Origin of the sequence: Mucilaginibacter terrae (assembly GCF_031951985.1) — a bacterium.
Lineage (GTDB): Bacteria > Bacteroidota > Bacteroidia > Sphingobacteriales > Sphingobacteriaceae > Mucilaginibacter > Mucilaginibacter terrae_A.
The window spans coordinates 3,399,765-3,422,257 of record NZ_JAVLVU010000001.1 but is presented as its reverse complement, the minus strand read 5'-3'; the positions used below and the strand labels follow the sequence as shown (position 1 = coordinate 3,422,257).

Below are 22,493 nucleotides of genomic sequence, written 5' to 3'. Positions count from 1 at the left end.
AATAACAAACCTACAACGTATATAAGTTGTACTTTTGTTAGCAAGGGGATGAAACAAACTGCGGGAATAATTTTCAGGTCGATGATACTGGTGTTGTGTGGTGTGGCCATTGGCCTGCTCATTAACCGTCGGTCGGCCGCTTTACCTCCCGAAGATTTAACCGCATACTCGCCCAACAGCAATAAGCTGGATAAGGTGATGCAAATTGTACGTAAAAAATACGTCGACTCTATTGATGTTGACAGCGTAGAAGGCGTTACCATCAACAACATGCTGCAAAAGCTCGACCCGCACTCGGTATATCTTCACCAAAAACAAGCACAATCATTAAGCGAAAAACTGGAAGGCGGTTTTGATGGCATAGGCATCGAATCGCAATTACTGCGTGATACTTTGTTTGTTACCCAGGTTTTACCAAATTCACCTGCGGCCAAAGCCGGTTTACCTAATGGCGCACGTGTTGTTACGCTAAATGGGAAGCCATTTTCGGGCACACATTTAACCAACGATAAAGTAAATGATGCTTTTAGCGGCCGGAGTAATACCGGGGTGGAAGTTGGCATTTTAAACCCCGATAAAACGATAAAAACTTACCGTGTAAAGCGCAGCCGCGTAAGCTTGAGCAGCCTTGATGCCGCTTATATTACCGCCCCGGGTACCGGTTATATTAAAATAAGCAAATTTGGCTCGGCTACCGATGTTGATTTTCAATCGGCATTAAAACGGCTCAAAGGCAAAGGCATGCAAAAGTTAGTGCTTGATTTACGCGGTAACGGCGGCGGATATTTGAACACGGCCACTACTTTAGCCGATGAATTTTTACCTAAAAACAAACTCATTGTATATACCCAGGGCCAGCACGAACCCCGTACTGATTATTTTGCAAGCGATTCGGGCGAATTTGAGCAGGGTAAACTTGCGGTGCTGATTGATGAACACTCGGCATCGGCCAGCGAAATTTTGGCGGGAGCATTACAGGATTTAGATCGTGCCATTATTGTAGGCCGTCGCTCGTTTGGTAAAGGACTGGTGCAGGAGCAATTTACATTTGAGGATGGCACAGCGCTTAACTTAACTGTAGCCCGTTACTTTACCCCATCGGGCAGGAGCATACAAAAGTCGTATAAAAATGGGGTAGACAGCTATCGTAATGATTTAGCCGATCGTTTGCAAAAAGGCGAGTTGTATTCGGCACAAAACGACCTCGAAGATACTACCGCTAATACCGGCGTAACCTACCATACTACCGCAGGCAAAAAAGTATATGGCGGAGGCGGAATTACACCCGATGTTTTTGTACCCGAAGATGCTGCCGAAAACAGCCGTTTTATATTAAGCCTGGTGCGCAACCAGATATTTTCGGGCTATGTGGTTGATAATATGCAGAACATTCTGAAAAACTACCGTACTCCTGACGATTTTATGCGCTTTTACAGTGTTAACGATATTGAGTTTAATCGTTTTATAAATTACGCTAACAACTCAGAATTTATTAAGGAAATTGACGTGAGAGATGTTACCGCTAATAAAGCTTACGTTAAAACCTTTATGAAAGCACAGGCGGCGCGCTTTAAATGGGGCAACGAATGGTTTTACCGCATAATGAACCAAAATGATGCAGGTGTTACTAAAGCCGTGGCCGCTTTAAATTAATTCACTAAAAGCAGTATTATTTTTCAAGCCCAAGCAGTTTGTCTAATTGCTTGCATTCCCGTTTTTTTAGGAGTTCTACCGTCATGGGCACATCCTGTTCAGGACGGTCTTTTTTGTCGGTTTTAACGGCGGCTATACGGTCAACCATATCAATGCCACTCACTACTTCGCCATAAACGGTGTAACCGTGGTCGAGCTGAGGCGTACCTCCTACCGATCTATACCAGGCACGCTGCCATTCTGGAACTACATATCCTTTTAAACGGGTTTGCTGCAATGAGTCAATTTTTGCATCGGTAACCCGTTTGCCCTCTACAATATAAAACTGGCACCCGCTCGATGCTTTAGCTGGGTTATTATCGCGGGCGGCAGCCAGTACGCCACGCTTATGAAAGAGGCTATCCTTAAACTCGGCCGGGATAGTATATTTCACATCGCCCTCGCCTAATGCCTGTCCGGGAGTAGCTTTCTTCGAGTCCGGGTCGCCTCCCTGAATCATAAAGTTTTGAATCACCCGGTGGAATAGCGTGCCATTATAAAAGCCCGCTTTGGTAAGCTTTATAAAATTGTCGCGGTGTTTAGGCGTTTCGTTATACAGGCGTATGATGACTGTACCATACGCTGTTTTTATACGCACATATTGGTTTTTAGGCGGCTTGGCCAGCGCCAAGGTTGCGGTAAGAATAAAGCATAGGGTAAACAGTTTCTTCATATGTATCAGCCTTCCAATTCGTCAAAATAAGTCACAATTAGCGATTTCATCACCATCTCCTGCTCCAGTAAAGTATAAGGCGGAATGGGTTTGATCAGTTTCCAATGCGGCCAACCGTCCTGATCGGCACCCTCCAGTTCATAAAAGCCCAACTGACTAAACAGCTTACAGTTGGCAATATGCATCAGTTCTTCCTTTTGGCGTTTACTAAACTTTTGGGGACCCTGGCCAAGTTCCTGTACGCCAATTAAAAACAGCATTACTTTTATATCGGGCAGGTCGGTATCAAAATCTTCGGCAATACGCTGCTGCAGCACATTCCATTTTTCATTTATTTCAGCAGGTTTCATAGTAGGGGTAAAGATAGTGATTAGAAGTTGATGGTTGATAGACCGTAGTTCATGATAGGATGCGCATTGTACCCGTTTAGAACCCAAGATCAGGATGTTCATATAAATTAGAATAAAGAGTAAAGAATCAGGAATCAAGACCACTTACCGCATTAAACAATGGCAAATCTGTAAAATACAAAAGGTCACCTACCAAAGTAGGTGACCTTTTGTATTTGTAGAAAAGCGCAATTAGTGCTTGCCGTGGCCTTTACCGTTTCCATGGCCGTGTCCATTGCCATTATCTTTCCAATGACCTTTAGCTTTGCCATTGCCGTTGTTTTTATAAACTACGGTGCGCCTGGCCGGTACATAATGCGTTTTGTACTTCACGTCTCTGCTGTTACGAATAATTACCTGATCGTGGCGGCCTTTGTATCCAGCGTAGCGGGTGCGGTAAACGGTAGCACGTTCCCATGGATTAGGCTCATTAATAACTACTTTATAGCCGTTATAAATGTTGTAATTGCTATACCTTGATGGTAAACGGTTTGCACGAACCCACCGATCACCTGAATAGTAAACATACTGATGCGTAGGCACAGAGTAATAAGCATCAATATCGGGCATATAATAATTGTCCACATAGTCATATCCTACAGGCCCCCATGCCGGTTGGCTACCTATGTTAATATTTAAACTTACCTGTGCTTCGGCTTTGTAATTAATTGCAAGCCCACTTACCAAAATGGCCATTGCAAAGAGTATCTTTTTCATAGTGTTTTGTTAATTTGGTAATATGACAATTGGTGTTAATAAAAAGTTTAAAATATAAAGTGTATTGGTTTGGTTACAATTGCCAAATACGCAAAATTGTTGTAAAACAAAAAGCCCCGGCATTTTTAAATGCGCAGGGCGTAATCAAAAGTTATAGTCTTTTATTTTGAGTTATCGTCGTCAACCTTAGCTGCTGCCAAAGTTGGCTGTGGCTTACCTATGGTGCGATAGCTGCCATCGCCTTTTAATATTGATGCCAGTAATGGTTTGTCCTGTAGAGTTTTTACGGCTTGAGCCAATTCCTTATCGTACTTAAAGTTGGCCTCATAGCGGCCTTTCTCGTAGTAATAACGGGCAGCTATTTCGTTTTCGAGCACTTGCTTAATTTCTGGTTTGTGAACCTGCAAATCATTCTTTTTGGTACTGGCCAGTTTATTTTTCAAGGCTTCTAACTCAGGCTGCAATTCGGCAAATTGCTTGTCTTTTGATGCCTCGGTTTTTAATGCCGACAATATTTTTTCGCTGGCAGTACTGTAGCTGTAGTTTTTTCCCGATAAATATTTAGTAAAATCGGCATATTCCGCATCGGTTAAAGTAAAGGCTTTAGGGGCTGCTATTTTAGGATGATTAGCCCGGTACTGGTTGGCGTAATCAAACATGTACAACTTGCCTATTAGTGTTTGCGTAACATCGGCAAAACGCTCTTGCTTAACCGGCATATCGGGGAATACACCGCTGCCATCATATACCGAACGGCCCGATTTGGTTTTAAACTCATGCAACGATGAATCGGCCATTTTTACCACGCTGCCATCGTCTTTACGGTGGGCATAATCTAATGCCTGCACACAACGACCCGATGGGATGAAATACTTGGCAATGGTAATTTTAACCAAACTGCTGTACGGCAAGCTAAAAGTTTGCTGAACTAATCCTTTACCATAGCTACGCTGCCCGATAATAACCGCGCGATCTAAATCTTGCAAAGCACCTGCTACAATCTCTGATGCTGATGCCGAACGTCCGTTAACCAGCACCACCAATGGCAGGTTGCCTTCAACAGGTTGGGTTACGGTGCGGTAGGTAAAGTTTTTCTCCTTGATTTTTCCCTTTTGCGATACTACTTCAACATCTTTTTGCACAAAGAGATTTACAATTTTTACAGCCTCCTGTAATATACCACCACCGTTTGAGCGCAGATCTAATATGATGCCGCTGGGATTATTCTTTTTAAGACTGGTGAGCGCATTGGTAACCTCATCGGCCGAATTTTCGAGAAACTTATCGAGCTTAATATAGCCCATATTACCATCAACCATACCGTAATACGAAACGTTAGGTTGTTTAATTTCTTCACGTATCAGGCTTTTTTCAAATGCAGGAGCATCGCCTCGTTTAAGCAAAATTTTAATCCCTGCACCTTTACTACCCTTTAATAGCTGACTTACCTGATCGCTGTTACGGGCGGTAAGTTCAATATCGTTAATTTTTACGATCTGGTCGCCGGGCCGAACATCAGCTTTTTGTGCCGGGAAACCCTCAAAAACTTCCGAAACGTAAACCTTACCATTGCGCGAAAAAATGCTGGTACCAATACCGCCGTATTGCGTACTTACGTAATGTAGCTTGTAATCCTCAATTTCCGATTCGGGCACAAACTCGGTGTAAGGATCTAACCCATTGAGCATAGCATCAACACCAGTTTTAACCATTTTGGCCGAGTTTATATCGTCAACATAGTTAAGGTTTACCTCTTTATATACCGAAGCAAATACGTCCAGGTTTTTCGAAATCTGGAACAAATCGTCACTAAAACTCCATACACCCGTAGCTAAAACGGCCGCACCAACCCAAACACCCGCTTTACGGTATAAATTCTTCACGCTCATTCTTCGGCAAAATCACTGTTTTTTAAGGCGATAATAACTAAAGATACAAAAACGCCCCGCGGTTTTAAACGTAGGGCGAAATAATTTTGTTACAGTCGGTTATTATCAATATTTACCAGCGCTTTTTTGAGGGTAAACACCACATAATCAGCATTACGGTTTACCCGTTCGGCAAGTGTGGTAATCAGTTTGTCTTCCTGCCCTTCGGTATATTGCAGGTCTTCTTCGCTCAGATGATTATATTTGCGCTTGAGTTTAATTTTAACCCGGGGCCAATCTTTGTTACTAATACTTACTTGTGCCATAATCACAAAAATATAAAAAAAGCTTATCCACAGCAGGTTCAACAAAAATTCTGTTGTGGGTGTTAAACCATTATCTGTTATAAACATCTTAACACATAACCTTAAATTTTAATAAACACTTATGAAAAAGTACATTTTGAGTATAGCCTTACTGGTTGCAACCATTGCAGGCGCAAAAGCGCAAGCCACGTTAGGCATTAAGGGCGGTGTAAATTTCTCTAAAATTAATACCGATAATTTAAAAGAGTCGACCACGGCAGGTTACCAGGTAGGTTTGTTTGCCCGTGTGGGTAACAGCTGGTATTTACAGCCCGAACTTTATTTAGGAAGCCGTGGCGGTAAGTTTGAAGGCAGCAGCAGTGGTAATACAGCATCGGCAAACGGTAAAGTAACTTTTACCACATTGAACGTGCCTTTATTACTTGGCCGTAAATTATTTAGCGCAGGCTCATTAAACGTACGTGCCATGGCCGGACCAATTTACTCGTACAACCTGAGCAAAGACAACAATGTTAAAACCGCTATTCAGGATTTTGGCGAATACAAAAACAGTACATTAGGCTACCAGGTAGGTGGCGGTATTGATATTGGTAACATTACCGCCGATTTACGCTACGAGGGCGGCTTAACTAAAATCAATGAAAAGTACGGTCAGCGTGCTAACTTGTGGGCGTTGAGCATTGGCTTTAAGATTTTGTAAGCGCATCGTAGTATTTATAAAAGCAGAAGGGCTATCCGAAACCGGATAGCCCTTCTGCTTTTTCACAATAATAAATCTTACTTAACAGCTGCGGTTGAAACGCCGCCGTTTAAGTACTTGTCGATTATTTTACGTGCTTCGGATTTGTTTTTGGCCGATGCCCAATTCTCTTTTACCGACTGATCGCCCAGGGTAAACAGCTTATCATAAAGCGATTTTCCTTCCAGCTTGTTAGCCAGTTTAATGGTACTATTGGTACGAAAAACATCATCCCAAACTACGCGTACATCGGCCCAGTATGCTTTTTGTTCGTTCCACCAGGTTTGTGCGTAGGCAAAAGCTTTAGCATCAATTTTGGTAAATTCTTCGTGGCCTTTTTCTTCCGATATCAGTTTATCGGTGCCCTCATTACGGGCAATTTTTTTGTTGTCCTGCTCAAACATCCAACCGGTTTGGGTTAGGTAAATGTTGTTGCCACGGCGTAAAACATTGTAATCGTTACGTTTAGTGTACTCGCGGCGTGGAAGTGGCGAATCACTTACGCTTTGCCATTGATGACGGCCGTCAACATGGGTCCAGGTGCCAATGCTTTCATAACGCGGACTATCGTCAACCTGGTAAACCTTTTGCACCCAGCGGCCTTTTACATTGTTGGGAGCGAGTTTAACTTTTTTCCAGGTATTGTCTTTATCGTAAGCCAGCATAGTGGGTTCTTCGTACACCCAATCTTCGCGCCAGTGCTTTATAACCATACTGTCGCTAATGGCCAGCAGGTGTTGTATCACAATTTTTTTAGGAGATTCTTCTGCAATTACTGCCCATTCGTTACCCCATGAGTGGTATCGGTCATGAAATTTGTAGGCTGTATCGGGCGAAAAAGTTTCGGCATAATCAAAGGTTACTTTGTAAAAACCTGCCAAAGCTTTAATGGCTGTCCGGTCCTGGTCTAACTTAGATTGTGCACTAGCCGTGCCAAGGCAGGCTATAGCTGATAGTGTAAGGATGAGTTTATTCATATTTATTATTTAGATTAAATCTAAATACAAATAAAGAGATAATTATCTTTACCTGCAACAATTGATGAAAAACAATTGAAAAGCGCTTGCTAAGAGTAAATTATAGGTTAGAGCTCCCCGCTATCGGTCGTATTTTACTTCTAAAAACCACGAAATTCCACGAAAAGTTACGGTTTTTTCGCGGTGTTCAATTTAGTGTTTCATGAAACGTATTGAGCGACTGGAACGCAGTTGAACACCTTGAACACTGACAAGATACTGTCACCATCGCATTTATTTAAAAATTACCGTTGTTGCCGACTTAATAATGCATTGCTTCAATACGTAAGCGGCGACATGCAACAAAGCCAAAATTATTACCTTTGCCGCATGGCTTCTGTTAAACCCTCGGTACCTAAGGGCATGCGCGATTTTTCGCCGGCCGAAATGGTAAAACGCAATTATATTTTCGACACCATTAAATCAGTTTTCCGCAAATACGGCTACCAACAAATTGAAACCCCGACCATGGAAAACTCAGCCACATTGATGGGCAAGTATGGCGATGAGGGAGATAGATTGATATTTAAGGTATTAAATAGTGGTGATTATTTGAGTGACCATCAGCTTTACTCACAAACTATGAGACTAATTGCTAATGGAGGTAATAAAGATTCATCTAATGCAGATTTAGCACTAAACCCGCTTTCTGATCCAATAAAAGAAGATAGAGCACAACACTTGCTTTCTATAAATCAAATCACTCCAAGAATCTCCGAAAAAGCCCTCCGTTACGACTTAACCGTACCTTTTGCCCGTTACGTGGTTCAGCACCAAAACGAAATAACTTTTCCGTTCAAGCGTTTCCAGGTGCAGCCGGTTTGGCGTGCCGACAGGCCGCAAAAAGGCCGCTACCGCGAGTTTTACCAATGTGATGCCGATGTGGTGGGTTCTGACTCGTTACTGAACGAGGCCGAATTTATATTGATATACGATGAAGCCCTGACCAAGCTTGGCCTTACCGATTTTACCATCAAAATAAACAACCGCAAAATACTGGCCGGTATTGCCGAAATTATTGGCAAGCCCGAACTGATTGTGGACATGACCGTAGCCATTGATAAGCTCGACAAAATTGGCCTCGATGGCGTGGTAAACGAACTATTGACCAAAGGTTTTACCCAGGAAGATATTGACCGTTTAGAACCGGTAATATTATTAGAAGGTGCCAATGCCGAAAAACTGGACAAGCTGAAAACCATTCTTGCATCATCTGATATTGGCTTAAAAGGTATTGCCGAACTGGAAGTGATTTTTACTTATCTGCAAAGCTTCAGCCTGCAAAAGGCAACTGTTGAACTGGATATTACCCTGGCGCGCGGACTGAACTATTACACCGGTGCCATCTTCGAAGTAAAAACCAACGAAACCTATATGGGCAGCATTGGCGGCGGCGGCCGTTATGACGACCTCACCGGCATGTTTGGCCTCAAAGGCTTAACCGGTGCCGGCATCTCCTTTGGTGCCGACCGTATTTACGACGTACTCGAAGAACTCAAACTCTTCCCCGAAGCCAGCAATCAAACCACTAAAGTATTAATTGTGCCCTTTGATTCAGCAGCCGAGGCTTATGCCTTGCCTCTGTTACAGCAATTACGTACTTCAGGAATAAATGCCGAACTATACCCGGCCGGGGCTAAAATCAAAAAACAACTCGATTACGCCAACAATAAAAACATCCCTTACGTAGTTGTGATTGGCAGCGATGAGGTACAAAGCGGCCAACTCACTTTTAAAAACATGCAAAGTGGCGAGCAGCAAAAAGTTGGGTTTGGAGAGATATTGGAAGCGGTTAAATAAGTAAATCGTATTCTCTGGCAACAGAAGAAAGAAGTTGTCTGTGAGGACACAGACAACGGCGTGTAAGTTTTAAAACTGTTTTCCTATTTTCTGGCGCAAGTATGTAGGGCTGGGGAGTGAAGTGGCTACTTGTGCCTTATATAGTTGCAAGGCACAAGTAGCCACCGTTTTTGTCAACGCTACATACTTGCGCCAGAAGACAGAAAAGTATTCACATCTTTTCAACTATACAAGATGCGCCGTAGGTGCTACCTGTTTGTAGAAAGACCAGGCATGCTTTTTATGTTCCGTTAGGAGCTCCCCTTATAAAACATACATGAATTAAGGGTAGCTCCTAACGGAGCATGTGCAATTTCTAACATTCATTTGCTATAAACAGGTAGCCCCTAACGGGGCAAAACAACAACAAAAAACCAGTACAAACTCTTGTAAACAATGAACGGCCTGCTGTAAAAGCAGGCCGTTCATTGTTTAATACCGGTGAAGCATATTTTAGTTATGCAGCTTTTTTGCTTTTAAATACTGCAGCAGCTCTTTGGGTCTGTCGGTTTGTAATACCATTGCGCCGTGGGCTATCAGCCAGTCCCAGCTGTCTTTAGTATTGCCTTGTTCTACGGCCAAATCATCTTCATGTCCGGCATTTAATGATGCCCATAACGAATTGAGCCAAACTTTTGCCCCTTTGCTGGTTATAAATTTATTGTCTTTTAAAACCGATGAGGTGTCTTGTTTAAAGTTAAGTTCAAAGGCATAAGGCTTCATGTTTTTCAGGTAATTAGTAATAATTTGTTTGGCATCAGGCTTATCAAGGTTAACTATTGGCATGTAAGTTATTTTGCTTATTAAAGCCGGGTATTTATCTTTCAGTTCAGCGTAAGTAACCTCGGCTTTAAAAATAGCCTGAGTTAAAGTGCCTGTTTCCTGCAATATGGCATAAGCTTCATTATAGTACGGCCAGCTTTTGTCGAGGTTTACCATTACGGGCTTGCCTTTAAGCTCGAGCATTACCTCTTTAAGGGTTGGGATATGGTTGTTGGTAACGCGGCCTAAACCGTTGCGCAAACCAAACTTGCGTATCTCGTCGAAGGTAAAGTCAGATGGTTTGCCCTTGCCGTTGGTGGTACGGTCGATGGTTTGGTCGTGCATAATAACAATTACCCCATCGCTGGTTTTAGCTAAATCAAGCTCAACTACGTCAACACCCATTGCTGTGGCATTTTTAAAGGCCAACAGGGAGTTTTCGGGGGCGTTGCGCCAATCGCCACGGTGGGCGGCAACCATTACTTTGTTTTGGGCCGATGCGCCGATGGCGGTCAATAATAAGAGCGCACTTAAAAATATCTTTGTTGTCATAATGATGTTTAAAATGATTTATTGCATATCAACAGATGATACCCATTGGTTTTGCGTACCGAAGCTTTTGTTAGGCTGGGCCGATGCGGTTATTATCAGCGTTCCGCCCTTCATAATTTCGTCGTGGGTTAGCCAGTTGCGGTTAAGGGGTTTGCCGTTCAATGTAGCCGATTGTATGTAGCGGTTTTTCGCGCCAAAGTTTTCAACTTTTATAGTGAAAGCCTTGCCTGCACCGTTAAGCTGCACCTCGTTAAACAGGGGCACACTTAAATAATAAACCGGCCAGCCACTACAAGCCGGGAACACGCCCGTAGCAGCAAACACATACCAGCCCGACATCGCACCGGCATCATCATCCATGGTGCGTTGGTAGGTATCGGGTTTGTTTTGGTAGATGACATCCACAAATGGGTCGATGCCACGGCTGTTATCATTAAAGTAGTATTGCACCACGGTGTCAACGGCGTACTTCTGCACCAGGTTTTGCGATTTCCAGGGCTGCGAAGTAAAATTGTACATGAGCGGGGCCTGTATATCGGGTTCGTTGGCGTGGGTGTAATAATCGTTGTCGAAGAAAGTATTCAACTCTTTCAGGTAGCCTTCTTCACCACCCATTAGTTCTATTAAACCCTTGCTATCAAACGGCACCAGCCAGCGGTATTGCCAAATGGTACCCTGGTACATAGCCCGTGCCGATACCTTGTCTACATCGGGCTTAGTCAGGTCTTTAAAATCTTTGTTCCAATACTCTTTGTATTGAAGTGCTTTTTGTTGGTATTTAACGCTCAGCTCGGTTTTACCGGTAATTTTGAGGATTTGCGATAATGCCCACACGTCATAACTCGACTCCAGCGCCTTGTCGGGATGGGTAAAATCGAGCCTGTCTACATCGGCAATCAGTGAATCGGTGATGCCTTTAAAATCAACATCGAACCCTTTACGGTAAGCGTCCAGCAACACCACAATGGCATGTTCGGTGCGTACGGTGTTAGAGGGCTCGTGCTGGGTGGCATAGTCTTTTTTGCCATACTTGTACATGTTGGCAATGGAGGTTACCATGTGCTTGTACTTATCGGGAAAAAGCATGGCCAGCAAAGGCAACTGTGTGCGGTAGTTATCCCATATGGCCCAGCCGTTGTAAATTTCACCTTTGGTTTTCTGCAAACTGCCATCAGTTGCCCGGTAGCTGCCATCTTTTTCGGATACCAGATAAGGCGATTGCATAGTGCGGTAAAGCAACGAGTAGAACAGCTTCTCGCGTCCGGCATCACCCTTAACTTTAATACGGCCAAACAGGTTGTTCCATGCGGCCTCGGTATTGGTTTTTGTGATGCTGAAGCCATTGTTATTAAGAGCTGCCTTAGCGTGCGCCAAGTCAACACTTGAGAATGCAACGTTAAGCTGTACGTTATTTACACTATTATTTAAACCGGCTGTTAACCGGTGTTTATTAATTTCGTTAAACTGCACCGGCGTATTGAATTTTAGCGCATAGTAAACGCGGTAAGTACCCACGTTACAGGTAGTTTTCGAGTCAACCCAACCGCTGATGCCGTTGGGTCCGGTTTCGTGCTCTTCGGCTACAAATTTGTTGGCCAGCGTGTGGCTCAAATCAATATAAAAACCTTTTTTACTGTTTTGCGGAAAGGTGTACTCTTCTGCCCCGTTGTTGCCGTTTACCGCTATATCTACCTTAATTTTATTGGTAAATGCCACCTGGTAAAAACCCGGACCGGCATTTTCGGTTTGCTTGGTTAACGTGCTTGTTTTGGCATCATCATCGCCCATAAAAGGTTTGATTAAGATGTTGCCGCCGCTACCCTGGCAGCCCACGCCCTCAAAGCGGTTATGGGTAAAGCCCAAAAACGTTTTGGCTTTGTGTTCATAACCCATGTGCAGTTTTGGATAGGTTTGCGGCCCAATGCTCATCATGCCAAACGGTGATGAAGCGGCGGGAGACATTTGGCCATGATCGCCTGAGGAGCCGAGGAACACGTTAACCTGTTGGGTGTTTTGAGCCGAGGCGCCTGCAGCAAACATAAGCAGCAGGATGGTAGTAAGTTTTCTCATTGTATACAGCAAAGAAAGAAAAAGGAGGAAAGATTCTTTCCTCCTGTAAGGCATATTATTTATAACCCTCGTTTTGGTACATTTTTACCGGGTCGAGTTTAACCTCATCAAACGGTATAGGGTAGTAACGGTCTTTTGTACTAAAGTTGGCCAGCTTGGCTATACCAAAATCGGCCTGCGCTTTACTCTTGAAGTAATTTACCAGCTCCTCGGTAGTAAAGGTGCGCAGTAAATCAAACCAACGGTGGTGCTCAAAAGCCAGTTCAACGCGTCGCTCGTGTAAAATAGCCAGCTTTAATGTTGGATATTTAGCACTGTAAGCCGGCGTAGCCGATGCAACCGCATATAAAGGCACACCTGCACGGGCACGTACCATATCCAAATACTGAATAGCACCTGCAGTATCGCCCAATAAGTTGCTTACCTCGGCCAGCATCAGTATAACATCAGCATAACGTATTAAAATCCAATCGTTGCCACCGTAACCCAGGGCCGAAGCTGCCGGGCTGGTATCTCTAAACTTGGTGATAAAGTAATCTCGTACTGCCGATGCATTGGCAAACTTTACCGAAAAGGCCATACGCGGGTCGTTGGTTTCGTAATCCTTTATTAAATCGGGGGTTACGTTACCGCCTACGCCTGTAACCACTTTTAATGAATTGATATTTTCGCCGGTGGCCTGGTTGTTGGCCGCAATTGATGAGCTATAAGTAGGGTCGCCCTGCTTGTTTACAATTTGCCATATAAGTTCGGGGCAGGTGGCTTTTTTGCTTACATCAAAAACATCGGTGTACGGAATTGTGCTTAGCGCACCAAATGTACGTACGTTGTATGCTGCTAACAGGTATGTTTTAGCATCATTTAAGTTGCTTTGGCGGTTAGCCTGATCTTGCGTGGTAGCCATGGTTAGGTAAACCTGGCCCAGTGTAGCGTTTATAGCTGCTTTTGATGTGCGGCCAATGCCTGCGCCGGTTTGTAGGTTGGGCAGGTTGCTGTTAAGGGCATCTTTTAAATCGGCCACTATCTGTGCGTAAACTGCGGCCTGCTTGGTGCGGAAGGTATTTTCGGCAACCTCTTCGGGGGTGATAAGCTGTTTGGTTACCAAAGGCACATCGCCCCAGGTGCGCACCAAATGAAAATAGGCAATGGCACGCAAAAACTTGGCTTCGGCAGTATATTGCTGTTTAATATTGGCATCGGCAAAGGTTACCTTATCAATATTTGATAGCACGGTATTGGCACGCGCAACCGTATTGTACAGCGATACCCAATGACTTTTAAGATAGGTATTGCTGGGCAGTATCGAAAAATCGCCAAACTGGAAGGGTTCGCCGGCGTTGCTCTGGTTATCGTTACGGCCGGTATCGTCTGAGCGCTCATCGGTCCAGAGGCCACTGTTTTCGCCAATATTATTACTGCTACGTAATGATTGATATATGCCATTCACTGCACTCAAAACATCATCAGGTGTACGAAAGCTCGTGGCCAGTTCGATAGCGTTAGGGTCTTTTTGTTCTAAGAACTCTTTTTTGCACGAGGCCGACAGCAGTATTAAGGCTGCGGCAAATGCGGTATTTATAAATTTCTTTTTCATTTTGAGTTGATGTTAGAATGCTACTCTTAAACCAAGATTATATGAGCGTACCAATGGGTAAACACCATAATCTACACCAGGAGCCAGGTTTGGTGGCTGTGTGCTGTTCGATGCGCCACTGGTATAGTTATAATCAACCTCGGGGTTATAACCTTTGTATTTGGTAATGGTGAACGCGTTAACCACGCTGGCAAAAATGCGGGCGCTTGATATACCCAATTTACCATTGGCAATTTTAGGCAGCGTATAACCCAATGTAATGTTGTTACAACGCAAAAACGAACCATCCTGCAGGTAGAAGTTTGACAAACGGGTGCTGTTACTTTGTGTACCACCACGCGATGCACGGTAAACTGTGCCATTACCCGGATTTGCCGGGTTACGATAGCGGTTAACCACATCGGCGTAGTTATTTCCCGAGCCTTCCATGTTATACAGGTAATAATCCTGACCGTCTAACACATCGTTACCTTTTGAGCCGTTGAACGAAGCGCTGAAATCAATTTTTTTTGTAAGAGGCATTAATGGCAAAACCATAAGTAAAATCAGGGTATGGGTTACCAATAACGGTTTTGTCGGCATCGTTAACAATGCCATTGCCGTCGGTATCTTCAAAGTACAAATCGCCTACGCGAAGCGGGTTTGATTGTGATGCCGAAGGGGCAACTTTGCCCAACTTATCGGGCGTTACTATGCCGGCAACCTTAAAGCCGTAAAACATACCCACCGGCTGACCTTGCTGGGTAATATTAGTTAAGTACGAACGCTCGGCACCGTTGATGATGATGGTATTGTTACCGCTTAGCTTGGTAACCATATTACGGTTAATAGATATATTACCGCTCAGGTTAAGGTTAAAATCTTTTACACTAACGGCACGGCCATCCAGCTGAAAATCGAAACCGCGGTTACGTATTTCGGAATTGCGCAGGTTGGTTAATATAGTTGTACTGCCCGATATTGCCGAAATTGGCTGGTTGTACAACAGATCAGTTGAGTAACTTTGGTAATAGTTGGCGATGATGGATAAGCGGCCTTTAAATAAACCTATATCGGCACCAAAGTTATATTGCGAAGTAGTTTCCCAGCTCAGCTTGCCATCGGCAATACCATTTGGATAAGTTGCCGTTGCCACAGTGCTGGAGTTACCAAAAACCACACCTGTTGGGCTGGCCAGGGTTTGAAAATAGCCATAGTTACCAATGTTGTAGTTACCACTTACACCCCAACTTGCGCGTAATTTAACGGTTGATTGCTCGCCCAGCAGATCATGATAAAATGGCTCCTGCGAAACATTCCAGCCGGCAGATACCGATGGGAAATAACCGTATTTGTTTTCGGGACCAAAACGCGATGAACCATCGGCACGGAACGAACCGGTTAAATAATATTTACCGGCATAGTTGTATGCTACGCGACCAAAGTATGACAACAGGGTAAAGTTTGATTTACCGGTAGGACCACCGTTTAGAGTAAAGAAAGCGGCATCGGCACCTTTACCTGTAATTTCGGTCACGTTATCATTCTGGAAACCTTTAGCGGTAACGCTTATGGCATCGCGCATGTTTTTTTGAATGGTATAACCACCTAACACATCAAAGTTGTGCTCGCCAAACTTTTTAACGTAGTTGAGGGTAAACTCGGCTAATTGGTCGGTTATGGTAGTGCTTTGTGCCGTAGCGGTAGCTGCTGCAATAGCCTGAGTTGAGCCCGGGGCGTTAGCACCGCTGCTTAAGCTGGTAGGCAGGTAGTAATCATATTTTTCGTTATAGGTATTGGTACCCAGGTTAGCTTTAAACGTAAGATCATCAAATATTTTGTAGCTGGCTGCACCATTAATATTGGTACGATAACCTTTGCGGCTAATTTTGGTACGGGTTGCCAGCGCAACAGGGTTTTCGATGCTCTGAAAACCAAAGGCGGCCGATTGTGCAGCCGCTGCGTTGGTAGCCAACGAGCCGTCGGCATTATAAGCAGGGAAGAATGGCATGTAAATTAGCGCGCCCAAAATAGGTCCGTGGTCAAAACGGCCTTCCTGTATCTCCCGGTTATAGTTTGAGGTGTATGATACGTTGGCATCAACATGCAGGCGTTTATTAATATCTGATGAAATATTAGACCTGAAATTGTAACGCTCCTGCCCCGAGGTTAAAATGATACCTTGCTGGTTTTGGTAACCACCGCTTACATAATAGCGTGTACCACTATTGCTGCCCGAAAACGAAAGGGTATGTTTTTGAAAAAAGGCATTACGGTAAAGTTCATCCTGCCAATCGGTATTAACCGTTTGCGGAATAAGCGATTGTGTAGCAAAGTTGTACAGGTATGTAGGTATTTGTACGCTGCCTGCATTGCCTACGTTGGTAACACGGGTTGCATTAGCATCAGAGTACATGGCATCATTCCATACTTTGCCAGCGTTTTCCCAAAGGTCGCGGTAAGCATTGTTGCGGCCATCAATTACCAACTGGGCAAAATCATCAGCGTTTAAAAGTTTTACTTTATGGGCCAGCTGATCGCTTCCTACTTGCAGGTTGTACTCAAACCTGCCTTTGCCCTCTTTGCCGCGCTTGGTGGTAATTAATACCACACCACCTGATGCACGCGAACCGTAAATGGCAGCCGATGCCGCATCCTTTAATATATCTACCGATTCAATATCCTCAGGATTGATGTAAACATCATTATTGGCCGGGTAGCCATCCACAACATAAAGCGGGTCAGAACTGGCATTGAAAGAGCCAATACCCCGTACGCGTATTTTAGTGCTTTGGTAAGGCGCACCCGAAGTTTGCGATACCTGCACACCAGCAACCTTACCTACCAGGGCCTGACCCAGTGTAGGGGCGGCCAAATTAAGTTCGCTTGATTTTACGCTCGATACGGCACCCGTAACATCGCTTTTGCGCATGGTTTGGTAACCAATGGCTACCACCTCGTTTAGTTTATTGTATTGTACTTTAAGTTTAACGTTAATAGGGCCATCGCCTACGGTAACTTCCTGGTTTAAGTAACCAATAAAGCTAAATACCAGCACGGTGCCTTTTTCAACATTCATGGTGTAATGCCCATTGGCATCAGTAGTAGTTCCCTGGGTTGAGCTTTTAATATGTACCGATGCACCTGCAATAGGCTGGTTGTCTTCATCGGTAACGGTACCGGTAACCGGGGGAAGAGTGGTTCCTGCTTTGGCAAATGTTGCAGCAGGAACAGTGAAGCACGATATGAACAGTAGCAATAAGCAAAAACTGTTCAAAGTGGATTTCAAAAGATTGGAAGTAATCTTTTTATTCATACTTTTAAAAAGTTGGTTGGTAAGGATTAATAATTTGAACTGACAACCAGGCACATTAACCGGACGATTGTTGGCGCACTCTCCGGTTTTTTTTGTGCTTGATGAGGCTGTATTTTGAAATACGTTGTTTGTAGTATTTACCTGTTACATAGGCACCATGATTTGCAGAGTTGAAGTAGTTTTAATAAAATTTAATTAAAAAGAACATTGGTTGATTGGCTAAATAAAAACCATATACGCCTTTATTTACCATAATGGCAACAAAACTACCCGCCCCATCTTAAATCAACAGCGCGTGCATATTAATTTTGTGTTAATAAATATTAGAAACAAATAAGCTTAATGTTAAGCCCCCTATTACCAGGCGGTAGCGGTGTAGCTCACATTATTTTTACGGGCCGACGAAACGGCGATGCCCTTGTTATTGTTATCAAGAAAAGTAAAACCTTCCAGCTCATCAGCTTTCTGGTTAACCTCAATTTGTTTAATAACCTGCATTTTACCGCTGTTAACCGATGCCTCGAAGTTTACATAGGTAAAGCGCCATTTGTGGCCTTCAATTTGGTTTTGGATGAGTATTAATACGCCCTTATCGGCCACCCAATGCAGGTTTTGTACCCAGGGCGTACAGGTAAACTTTTTGTAAAGCACACCCTGCTCTGATGTTTTGCTGCAATTGGCCAACTTTTCGGGGTCGTATAACCTAACCTCGTTGCCGTGGTTACCATAATCGGCGGTGGCTACGTACCATTTGCCTTTGTACTTTACATACTCGGGGCGGGTGCCTTGTATGCAGGCATCGTCATCAATGGTTTTAAGCAGGTTACCATCCAGCGTACCGGTTTTAAGCAGCCCGTTCCAGTTTACATGGTAAATTACGGCTTTCCACTGGGTCCCCTCGGGGTTTAACCTTACCGAGTTACCAATAAATACCTTATTGCCCCCATTAAAAGCAATACCGGTTGGGTGGCCAATAACGTCTTGCCCTTTCTCGGTTAACTTATATTCTTTGTTCATGTAAACCAAGCTGTCGTGCTGTAATTGGTATTCGCGTATCATACCCACCTCGCGGTCGCCGTATAAAAACACACGGCCTTTTTGGTACGATATACCCTGACATGCACCTAACGAATCAATGGTGGTTTCGCGGTTAACAGTCATACTCACCTCGCCGCCCACAAAAGCAGCGGTTAACAGCAATAATATAATAGCAGGTATAAACAGCTGGATTGTTTTCATTTTGTTTTAATTAAGGGGGATGTATGCAGGTCTACGGGTCCATAGGCTCGTCGGCATCAATTTGCAACGAGGTAATTACGGGGTAAAACTCCAGCGCTGTATCTGATAAGCGCTTGCCCAGTTTATAAGGCACATATTTTAACTCGTTGAGGCAGCGCTTTTCCATGTTCACAATAAAATCGTTTTGGTATTTATCGGTCACAATTAGTCCCGGTTTTTCAAACGGCATACCGTAACGAAAAACCAGCCTTGCATCGTTACGTATATTGGTGGTGGTATGGCGGGCATGTGGCTCTATGATCACGGCGTTTTCGGGCAGGTGCAATACTTCCACCATATACTTTTTCATCTCCGCAGCCTCATTAAACTTGGTTTTAAACGGATGCACCGCTCCACCTGATACCACTACAAATGGTGCCTTGCCTGCAAAATACTGCCTTGCAGCAGCCCTGCAACGTAACATACCCTCGCCGCTTAATGGCGTAATTAATTCTTCGGGACCGGCACCCGGCACCAGTATATGCGAGTACGGATAGCTTGCCCACTTGATCAGCTTTACCCTATCGACAGCAGTTTTATTGGCCGTAGTTGCCATTGGCTCGTAATCGGCTGCGTTACGGCGCTCGTTAATTTCGAGGTAGGTGAGTGCGGCATGTAACGATGGCTCATAAAACAGGGCATCGGCTTTTAAACCTTCTGAAACCTCGGTTGAACAATCATACATCAGGATATAATAAGCCCGCTTTTTTACGTCGAAGCTTATCGAATCTATTTGAGGATAGTTTGGCTTTTTACCTTCGGCGTACACGCTTATGGTGTAGTTTACATAGTTGGCATCCTGCTCCCAGGCTTTAACCAGCAAGTTGGCTGGTGATTGGGTTTGGTGCATGATATACATGCCTGATGGAATAAGATGGCTTTTCACCAACACATCCAGCGCGTTGCCCGGTTTGTATAAAGCTTTTAAACGCTGGCTTACCAAACTAATGTCGGCATCGCTCAATTTAAGTTGCGCGGGCAGGCATAAGGCATCTTTACATTCCTTTAGCGAAGCTTGAACGGCGTTAAGCCGGGCCTGCGAGAGCTTACTTAATTCGGCATCTGATTTTAGCAGCGATTGCGCCGCTTTATCATGCTGCAATAGCGTGAGCAGGTAATAGTTTTTAGCCTTTACCCAATCGCCCCCCGAAACCAGTTTATAAGCCGCGTTAGGCTTATTACTTTGGGCAAAGCTGCCCAAACTTAACATAAACAGCAGTACCAACAACCTAACCTTCATTTGTGCTTATTTATTTGCAACAAATAAGCACAACAGGTATTAAGTTAATGTTAGGCAGGGATTATGTATGAAGGCAATTTTACTCCGTTAAAACTATCGTGTGCTCGTTTGCATTCATTTCAGAGTTCAGCTAACTTATTTACGCACTGCCAGAGGCTTAAGATACTTACTAAAAAAGCGGTAAAGCTGGTTTAACGATTCGGGGGTTTGGGGAACAGAGTGCCCATTGCCATAGTTAACCATTGTTGAAACAGGGACGTGCAGCGAATCCAGTCTGGCTTTAAAATGAGCTATCTGATCCTGATAATAATAATCATCATCGGTATTATGAAAAAACATAACCGGCGAAGCAGATGATTGCACTAAGTAAGCCGAACCCATAGATCGCCATAATGCATAATTTTTATCCAACTCTCCCCAAGCCCATACGCAACGGGTTTCCAGGTTACCATCGCCATCATTTAAGATATTGTAAATCTGTGTATAATCAAAAACCCCGGGGCCAAGAGCCGCAGCCTGAACCTTAGCCGATGTGCCGGTATTAAATCCGGCTGTATCAATACCCTCTACGCTTCTATCGCCAACGGCCAAAGAGCCTGCCGTTGATCCGCGCGAAAAACCATAAATCCCTATTTTACCCGATAACCCCAACTCCTTGTCCATTTTACGCAATGTGCGCACAGCCGACCGTACTTTCCGTGCTGCATCTGGATTGGTTTGGTATGATTTATAAGTATCTTCCCGGCCATTAACCGGTTTACCTTTACCCCATTGGCAATACTTAGGATGATCGGCTATAGCCCAGGCCATGCCATTAGCAGGCGCGCCTTCTAAAAACGAATCATTAAAAGCAGCAAGGGAGTATTCCAGTTTTAGCCTTTGATTTTTATGCTCATCGGTTAAGGCTTTTTTCCCGCCATTATAAGTTGCATAGCTGTTACTGTACGAGAACGATAATATAACCGGCACTGGCTTAGCAGGGTTAGCGGGGTATACGATGTCCATTTTCAGGTAAACGCCCTCTTTATATTCGATAGGGCTGTTATACACCGTTGGGTCATCTTTAAAATATGGCACATTGCGTACTATGCGGTACCCCTCAAATAAAACGTACGACTGCTCGTGTGAACAATCCTTGTAGCCGCAAAAACTACCATTAGCAATGGCTTTGTTAATGGCCATAATATCTTGATTAATAACCGGCGAAACAGTACGCTTATCACCGGCATAGTTCAATTCAATAACCCGGTAACCCTGAGCCAGAAGCCATGCTACGTTTGCCTGATTTGAGTTTCGTCCTGCGTTTTTAAGGTTAAGATTTTCGAGGTAAACTACGGTTACATAGTTGCCAGCAAAGTCTTTAGCCGGAGTTGTGGCTTCGGTTGCGGTAAACTTAATATTACAACCGGTAACTGTACTTTCCCATGTACCGGAAGCTGCAGAGCAATTAATTATACTTATAACTAAAAGCAGAAGAGTAAAATATCGTATCATTAACGCTATACCGACCTGTAAACAAGTGTTCCGTATTCAAATTTTTTAAAAATACTTGTTATTGCTTATACCGGCAAAGTTAATTGCGGGTATATCGCTGAAGCACTCGATAATTGAAGCGATGTTTGACTTTTATTATGCTTGCTATACATTAAGTCAACTGTCTTGCGATTGTTGCCATAAAGAAGCTGATTCGAATTCCAGAAGCTCAACGCATGAAAAGTTGTGAACAAAGACAAAGCATTTGAACGAACGGCTCAAGTCTAATCGGCGAAAGATTCTAACTTTTATAGAATTTGCTGTCTAATGATCTAAGACCTGGCATTGAAAATGATAAATTTAAATATCTTATTTTACTTATTCTTGCATAACTTATCTTATCATAAATTCATGAACTCTTCACCCTCACTTCAACTATTTTAGCTTTAATTTTTGTATAAACAGAAATTGATGAGCATCCTTATGAATAAGCCCTATCATCCATTTTATAATGTTGATAAATAATGACGAGCCGGACCTGCTTGTCATAACACTTAACAATCAACGGTTGCGCAGCTGCCTGCTACAATCGCCATTTTATTTGGGTGTACCAGAGTGTGTTATGGGCTTGCCATCTTTGCCGGCTTTTTTTTAAAAACTCAACATCGTTGACTTGGGAGTTAAGTAATTGGTAAAAGATTTCGAAGAAACGATATTCGTTGTGAAAGTATCCGTTTTAACTTATAATGTACCTTATTCATGGCGCTTTGATTTCATTCTAAGACACTGAAATTCTCTATAGCCAGAATATAAGACGTTTGATAAATTAATAATAACAAAAAAGCGCCTAAATCATCGATTTAAGCGCTTCCAGTGGGTTTTTATACCCTTTTAGCGGAATGGACGGGACTCGAACCATTACCATATTTATTTAAATATCAATTATTTATAAACTCAGAAACCAACAGAG

17 protein-coding genes are annotated in these 22,493 nt (G+C 43.6%); 3 read left to right on the top strand and 14 right to left on the bottom strand.

Annotation, left to right across the window (positions count from 1 at the left end; all coding sequences use genetic code 11):
- Positions 1–48: 48 nt before the first annotated feature.
- Complete coding sequence (locus QE417_RS14430) at positions 49–1,653, top strand: S41 family peptidase (protein WP_311951131.1); 1,605 nt, start codon at positions 49–51, stop codon at positions 1,651–1,653.
- Between the two features lie 16 nt (positions 1,654–1,669).
- Here the strand turns inward: QE417_RS14430 and QE417_RS14425 are convergent, their stop codons facing one another.
- From QE417_RS14425 to QE417_RS14405, 5 genes are all read right to left on the bottom strand, one after another.
- Positions 1,670–2,365: a peptidylprolyl isomerase gene (locus QE417_RS14425; protein ID WP_311951130.1), complete on the bottom strand. Its 696-nt coding sequence runs from the start codon at positions 2,363–2,365 to the stop codon at positions 1,670–1,672.
- A 5-nt stretch (positions 2,366–2,370) separates the two neighbouring features.
- Positions 2,371–2,715: a hypothetical protein gene (locus QE417_RS14420; RefSeq protein ID WP_311951129.1), complete on the bottom strand. Its 345-nt coding sequence runs from the start codon at positions 2,713–2,715 to the stop codon at positions 2,371–2,373.
- Between the two features lie 231 nt (positions 2,716–2,946).
- Positions 2,947–3,471, bottom strand: coding sequence for a hypothetical protein (locus tag QE417_RS14415; protein ID WP_311951127.1), 525 nt, complete (start codon positions 3,469–3,471; stop codon positions 2,947–2,949).
- A 161-nt stretch (positions 3,472–3,632) separates the two neighbouring features.
- Entirely contained in the window at positions 3,633–5,360 is a 1,728-nt protein-coding gene (locus QE417_RS14410) for a S41 family peptidase (protein ID WP_311951125.1), read from the bottom strand.
- 89 nt (positions 5,361–5,449) lie between these two features.
- Entirely contained in the window at positions 5,450–5,665 is a 216-nt protein-coding gene (locus tag QE417_RS14405; RefSeq protein WP_311951124.1) for a hypothetical protein, read from the bottom strand.
- Between the two features lie 121 nt (positions 5,666–5,786).
- On the opposite strand from QE417_RS14405, the gene QE417_RS14400 reads away from it, so the two are divergent.
- Complete coding sequence (locus QE417_RS14400) at positions 5,787–6,365, top strand: porin family protein (RefSeq protein ID WP_311951121.1); 579 nt, start codon at positions 5,787–5,789, stop codon at positions 6,363–6,365.
- Between the two features lie 77 nt (positions 6,366–6,442).
- On the opposite strand, the gene QE417_RS14395 is transcribed toward QE417_RS14400, so the two are convergent.
- A complete protein-coding gene (locus QE417_RS14395; RefSeq protein WP_311951120.1) occupies positions 6,443–7,381 on the bottom strand; it encodes a DUF6607 family protein in 939 nt (312 codons plus the stop codon).
- A 369-nt stretch (positions 7,382–7,750) separates the two neighbouring features.
- On the opposite strand from QE417_RS14395, the gene hisS reads away from it, so the two are divergent.
- Positions 7,751–9,220 (top strand): histidine--tRNA ligase, encoded by a 1,470-nt coding sequence (gene hisS, locus QE417_RS14390; RefSeq protein WP_311951119.1) that lies wholly within the window; start codon positions 7,751–7,753, stop codon positions 9,218–9,220.
- A 492-nt stretch (positions 9,221–9,712) separates the two neighbouring features.
- Here hisS and QE417_RS14385 read toward each other — a convergent pair whose 3' ends face one another.
- The 8 genes from QE417_RS14385 to QE417_RS14350 all read right to left on the bottom strand — a co-directional run bounded on the left by QE417_RS14385 (position 9,713) and on the right by QE417_RS14350 (position 21,544).
- Positions 9,713–10,573, bottom strand: a complete 861-nt coding sequence (locus tag QE417_RS14385) for a glycerophosphodiester phosphodiesterase family protein (RefSeq protein WP_311951118.1) — start codon at positions 10,571–10,573, stop codon at positions 9,713–9,715.
- Between the two features lie 18 nt (positions 10,574–10,591).
- Positions 10,592–12,643: a glycoside hydrolase domain-containing protein gene (locus QE417_RS14380; protein WP_311951117.1), complete on the bottom strand. Its 2,052-nt coding sequence runs from the start codon at positions 12,641–12,643 to the stop codon at positions 10,592–10,594.
- Positions 12,644–12,698: 55 nt separating this feature from the next.
- The gene (locus tag QE417_RS14375) at positions 12,699–14,237 is read right to left on the bottom strand and encodes a RagB/SusD family nutrient uptake outer membrane protein (protein ID WP_311951115.1); all 1,539 of its coding nucleotides are present in this window, start codon (positions 14,235–14,237) and stop codon (positions 12,699–12,701) included.
- Between the two features lie 12 nt (positions 14,238–14,249).
- Positions 14,250–14,759, bottom strand: a complete 510-nt coding sequence (locus tag QE417_RS14370) for a hypothetical protein (RefSeq protein ID WP_311951113.1) — start codon at positions 14,757–14,759, stop codon at positions 14,250–14,252.
- On the bottom strand, positions 14,737–17,532 hold the full coding sequence (locus tag QE417_RS14365; protein WP_311951111.1) for a SusC/RagA family TonB-linked outer membrane protein: 2,796 nt from the start codon (positions 17,530–17,532) through the stop codon (positions 14,737–14,739). The genes QE417_RS14370 and QE417_RS14365 overlap by 23 nt, the downstream gene beginning before the upstream one ends.
- A gap of 357 nt (positions 17,533–17,889) precedes the next feature.
- Complete coding sequence (locus tag QE417_RS14360) at positions 17,890–18,771, bottom strand: hypothetical protein (RefSeq protein WP_311951110.1); 882 nt, start codon at positions 18,769–18,771, stop codon at positions 17,890–17,892.
- Positions 18,772–18,802: 31 nt separating this feature from the next.
- On the bottom strand, positions 18,803–20,050 hold the full coding sequence (locus tag QE417_RS14355) for a YdcF family protein (protein WP_311951109.1): 1,248 nt from the start codon (positions 20,048–20,050) through the stop codon (positions 18,803–18,805).
- A gap of 135 nt (positions 20,051–20,185) precedes the next feature.
- Positions 20,186–21,544 carry an alpha/beta hydrolase family protein gene (locus tag QE417_RS14350; protein WP_311951108.1) on the bottom strand — a complete coding sequence of 453 codons (1,359 nt, stop codon included), beginning with the start codon at positions 21,542–21,544 and terminating at the stop codon, positions 20,186–20,188.
- Between the last annotated feature and the right edge of the window lie 949 nt (positions 21,545–22,493).

Coding starts and splice junctions, on each gene's coding strand:
- QE417_RS14405 (WP_311951124.1), bottom strand. CDS start 5,665: ATGGCACAAGTAAGTATTAGTAACAAAGATTGGCCCCGGGTTAAAATT.
- hisS (WP_311951119.1), top strand. CDS start 7,751: ATGGCTTCTGTTAAACCCTCGGTACCTAAGGGCATGCGCGATTTTTCG.
- QE417_RS14395 (WP_311951120.1), bottom strand. CDS start 7,381: ATGAATAAACTCATCCTTACACTATCAGCTATAGCCTGCCTTGGCACG.
- QE417_RS14430 (WP_311951131.1), top strand. CDS start 49: ATGAAACAAACTGCGGGAATAATTTTCAGGTCGATGATACTGGTGTTG.
- QE417_RS14410 (WP_311951125.1), bottom strand. CDS start 5,360: ATGAGCGTGAAGAATTTATACCGTAAAGCGGGTGTTTGGGTTGGTGCG.
- QE417_RS14360 (WP_311951110.1), bottom strand. CDS start 18,771: ATGAAAACAATCCAGCTGTTTATACCTGCTATTATATTATTGCTGTTA.
- QE417_RS14380 (WP_311951117.1), bottom strand. CDS start 12,643: ATGAGAAAACTTACTACCATCCTGCTGCTTATGTTTGCTGCAGGCGCC.
- QE417_RS14375 (WP_311951115.1), bottom strand. CDS start 14,237: ATGAAAAAGAAATTTATAAATACCGCATTTGCCGCAGCCTTAATACTG.
- QE417_RS14370 (WP_311951113.1), bottom strand. CDS start 14,759: ATGCCTCTTACAAAAAAAATTGATTTCAGCGCTTCGTTCAACGGCTCA.
- QE417_RS14425 (WP_311951130.1), bottom strand. CDS start 2,365: ATGAAGAAACTGTTTACCCTATGCTTTATTCTTACCGCAACCTTGGCG.
- QE417_RS14350 (WP_311951108.1), bottom strand. CDS start 21,544: ATGATACGATATTTTACTCTTCTGCTTTTAGTTATAAGTATAATTAAT.
- QE417_RS14400 (WP_311951121.1), top strand. CDS start 5,787: ATGAAAAAGTACATTTTGAGTATAGCCTTACTGGTTGCAACCATTGCA.
- QE417_RS14355 (WP_311951109.1), bottom strand. CDS start 20,050: ATGAAGGTTAGGTTGTTGGTACTGCTGTTTATGTTAAGTTTGGGCAGC.
- QE417_RS14415 (WP_311951127.1), bottom strand. CDS start 3,471: ATGAAAAAGATACTCTTTGCAATGGCCATTTTGGTAAGTGGGCTTGCA.
- QE417_RS14420 (WP_311951129.1), bottom strand. CDS start 2,715: ATGAAACCTGCTGAAATAAATGAAAAATGGAATGTGCTGCAGCAGCGT.
- QE417_RS14365 (WP_311951111.1), bottom strand. CDS start 17,532: ATGAATAAAAAGATTACTTCCAATCTTTTGAAATCCACTTTGAACAGT.
- QE417_RS14385 (WP_311951118.1), bottom strand. CDS start 10,573: ATGACAACAAAGATATTTTTAAGTGCGCTCTTATTATTGACCGCCATC.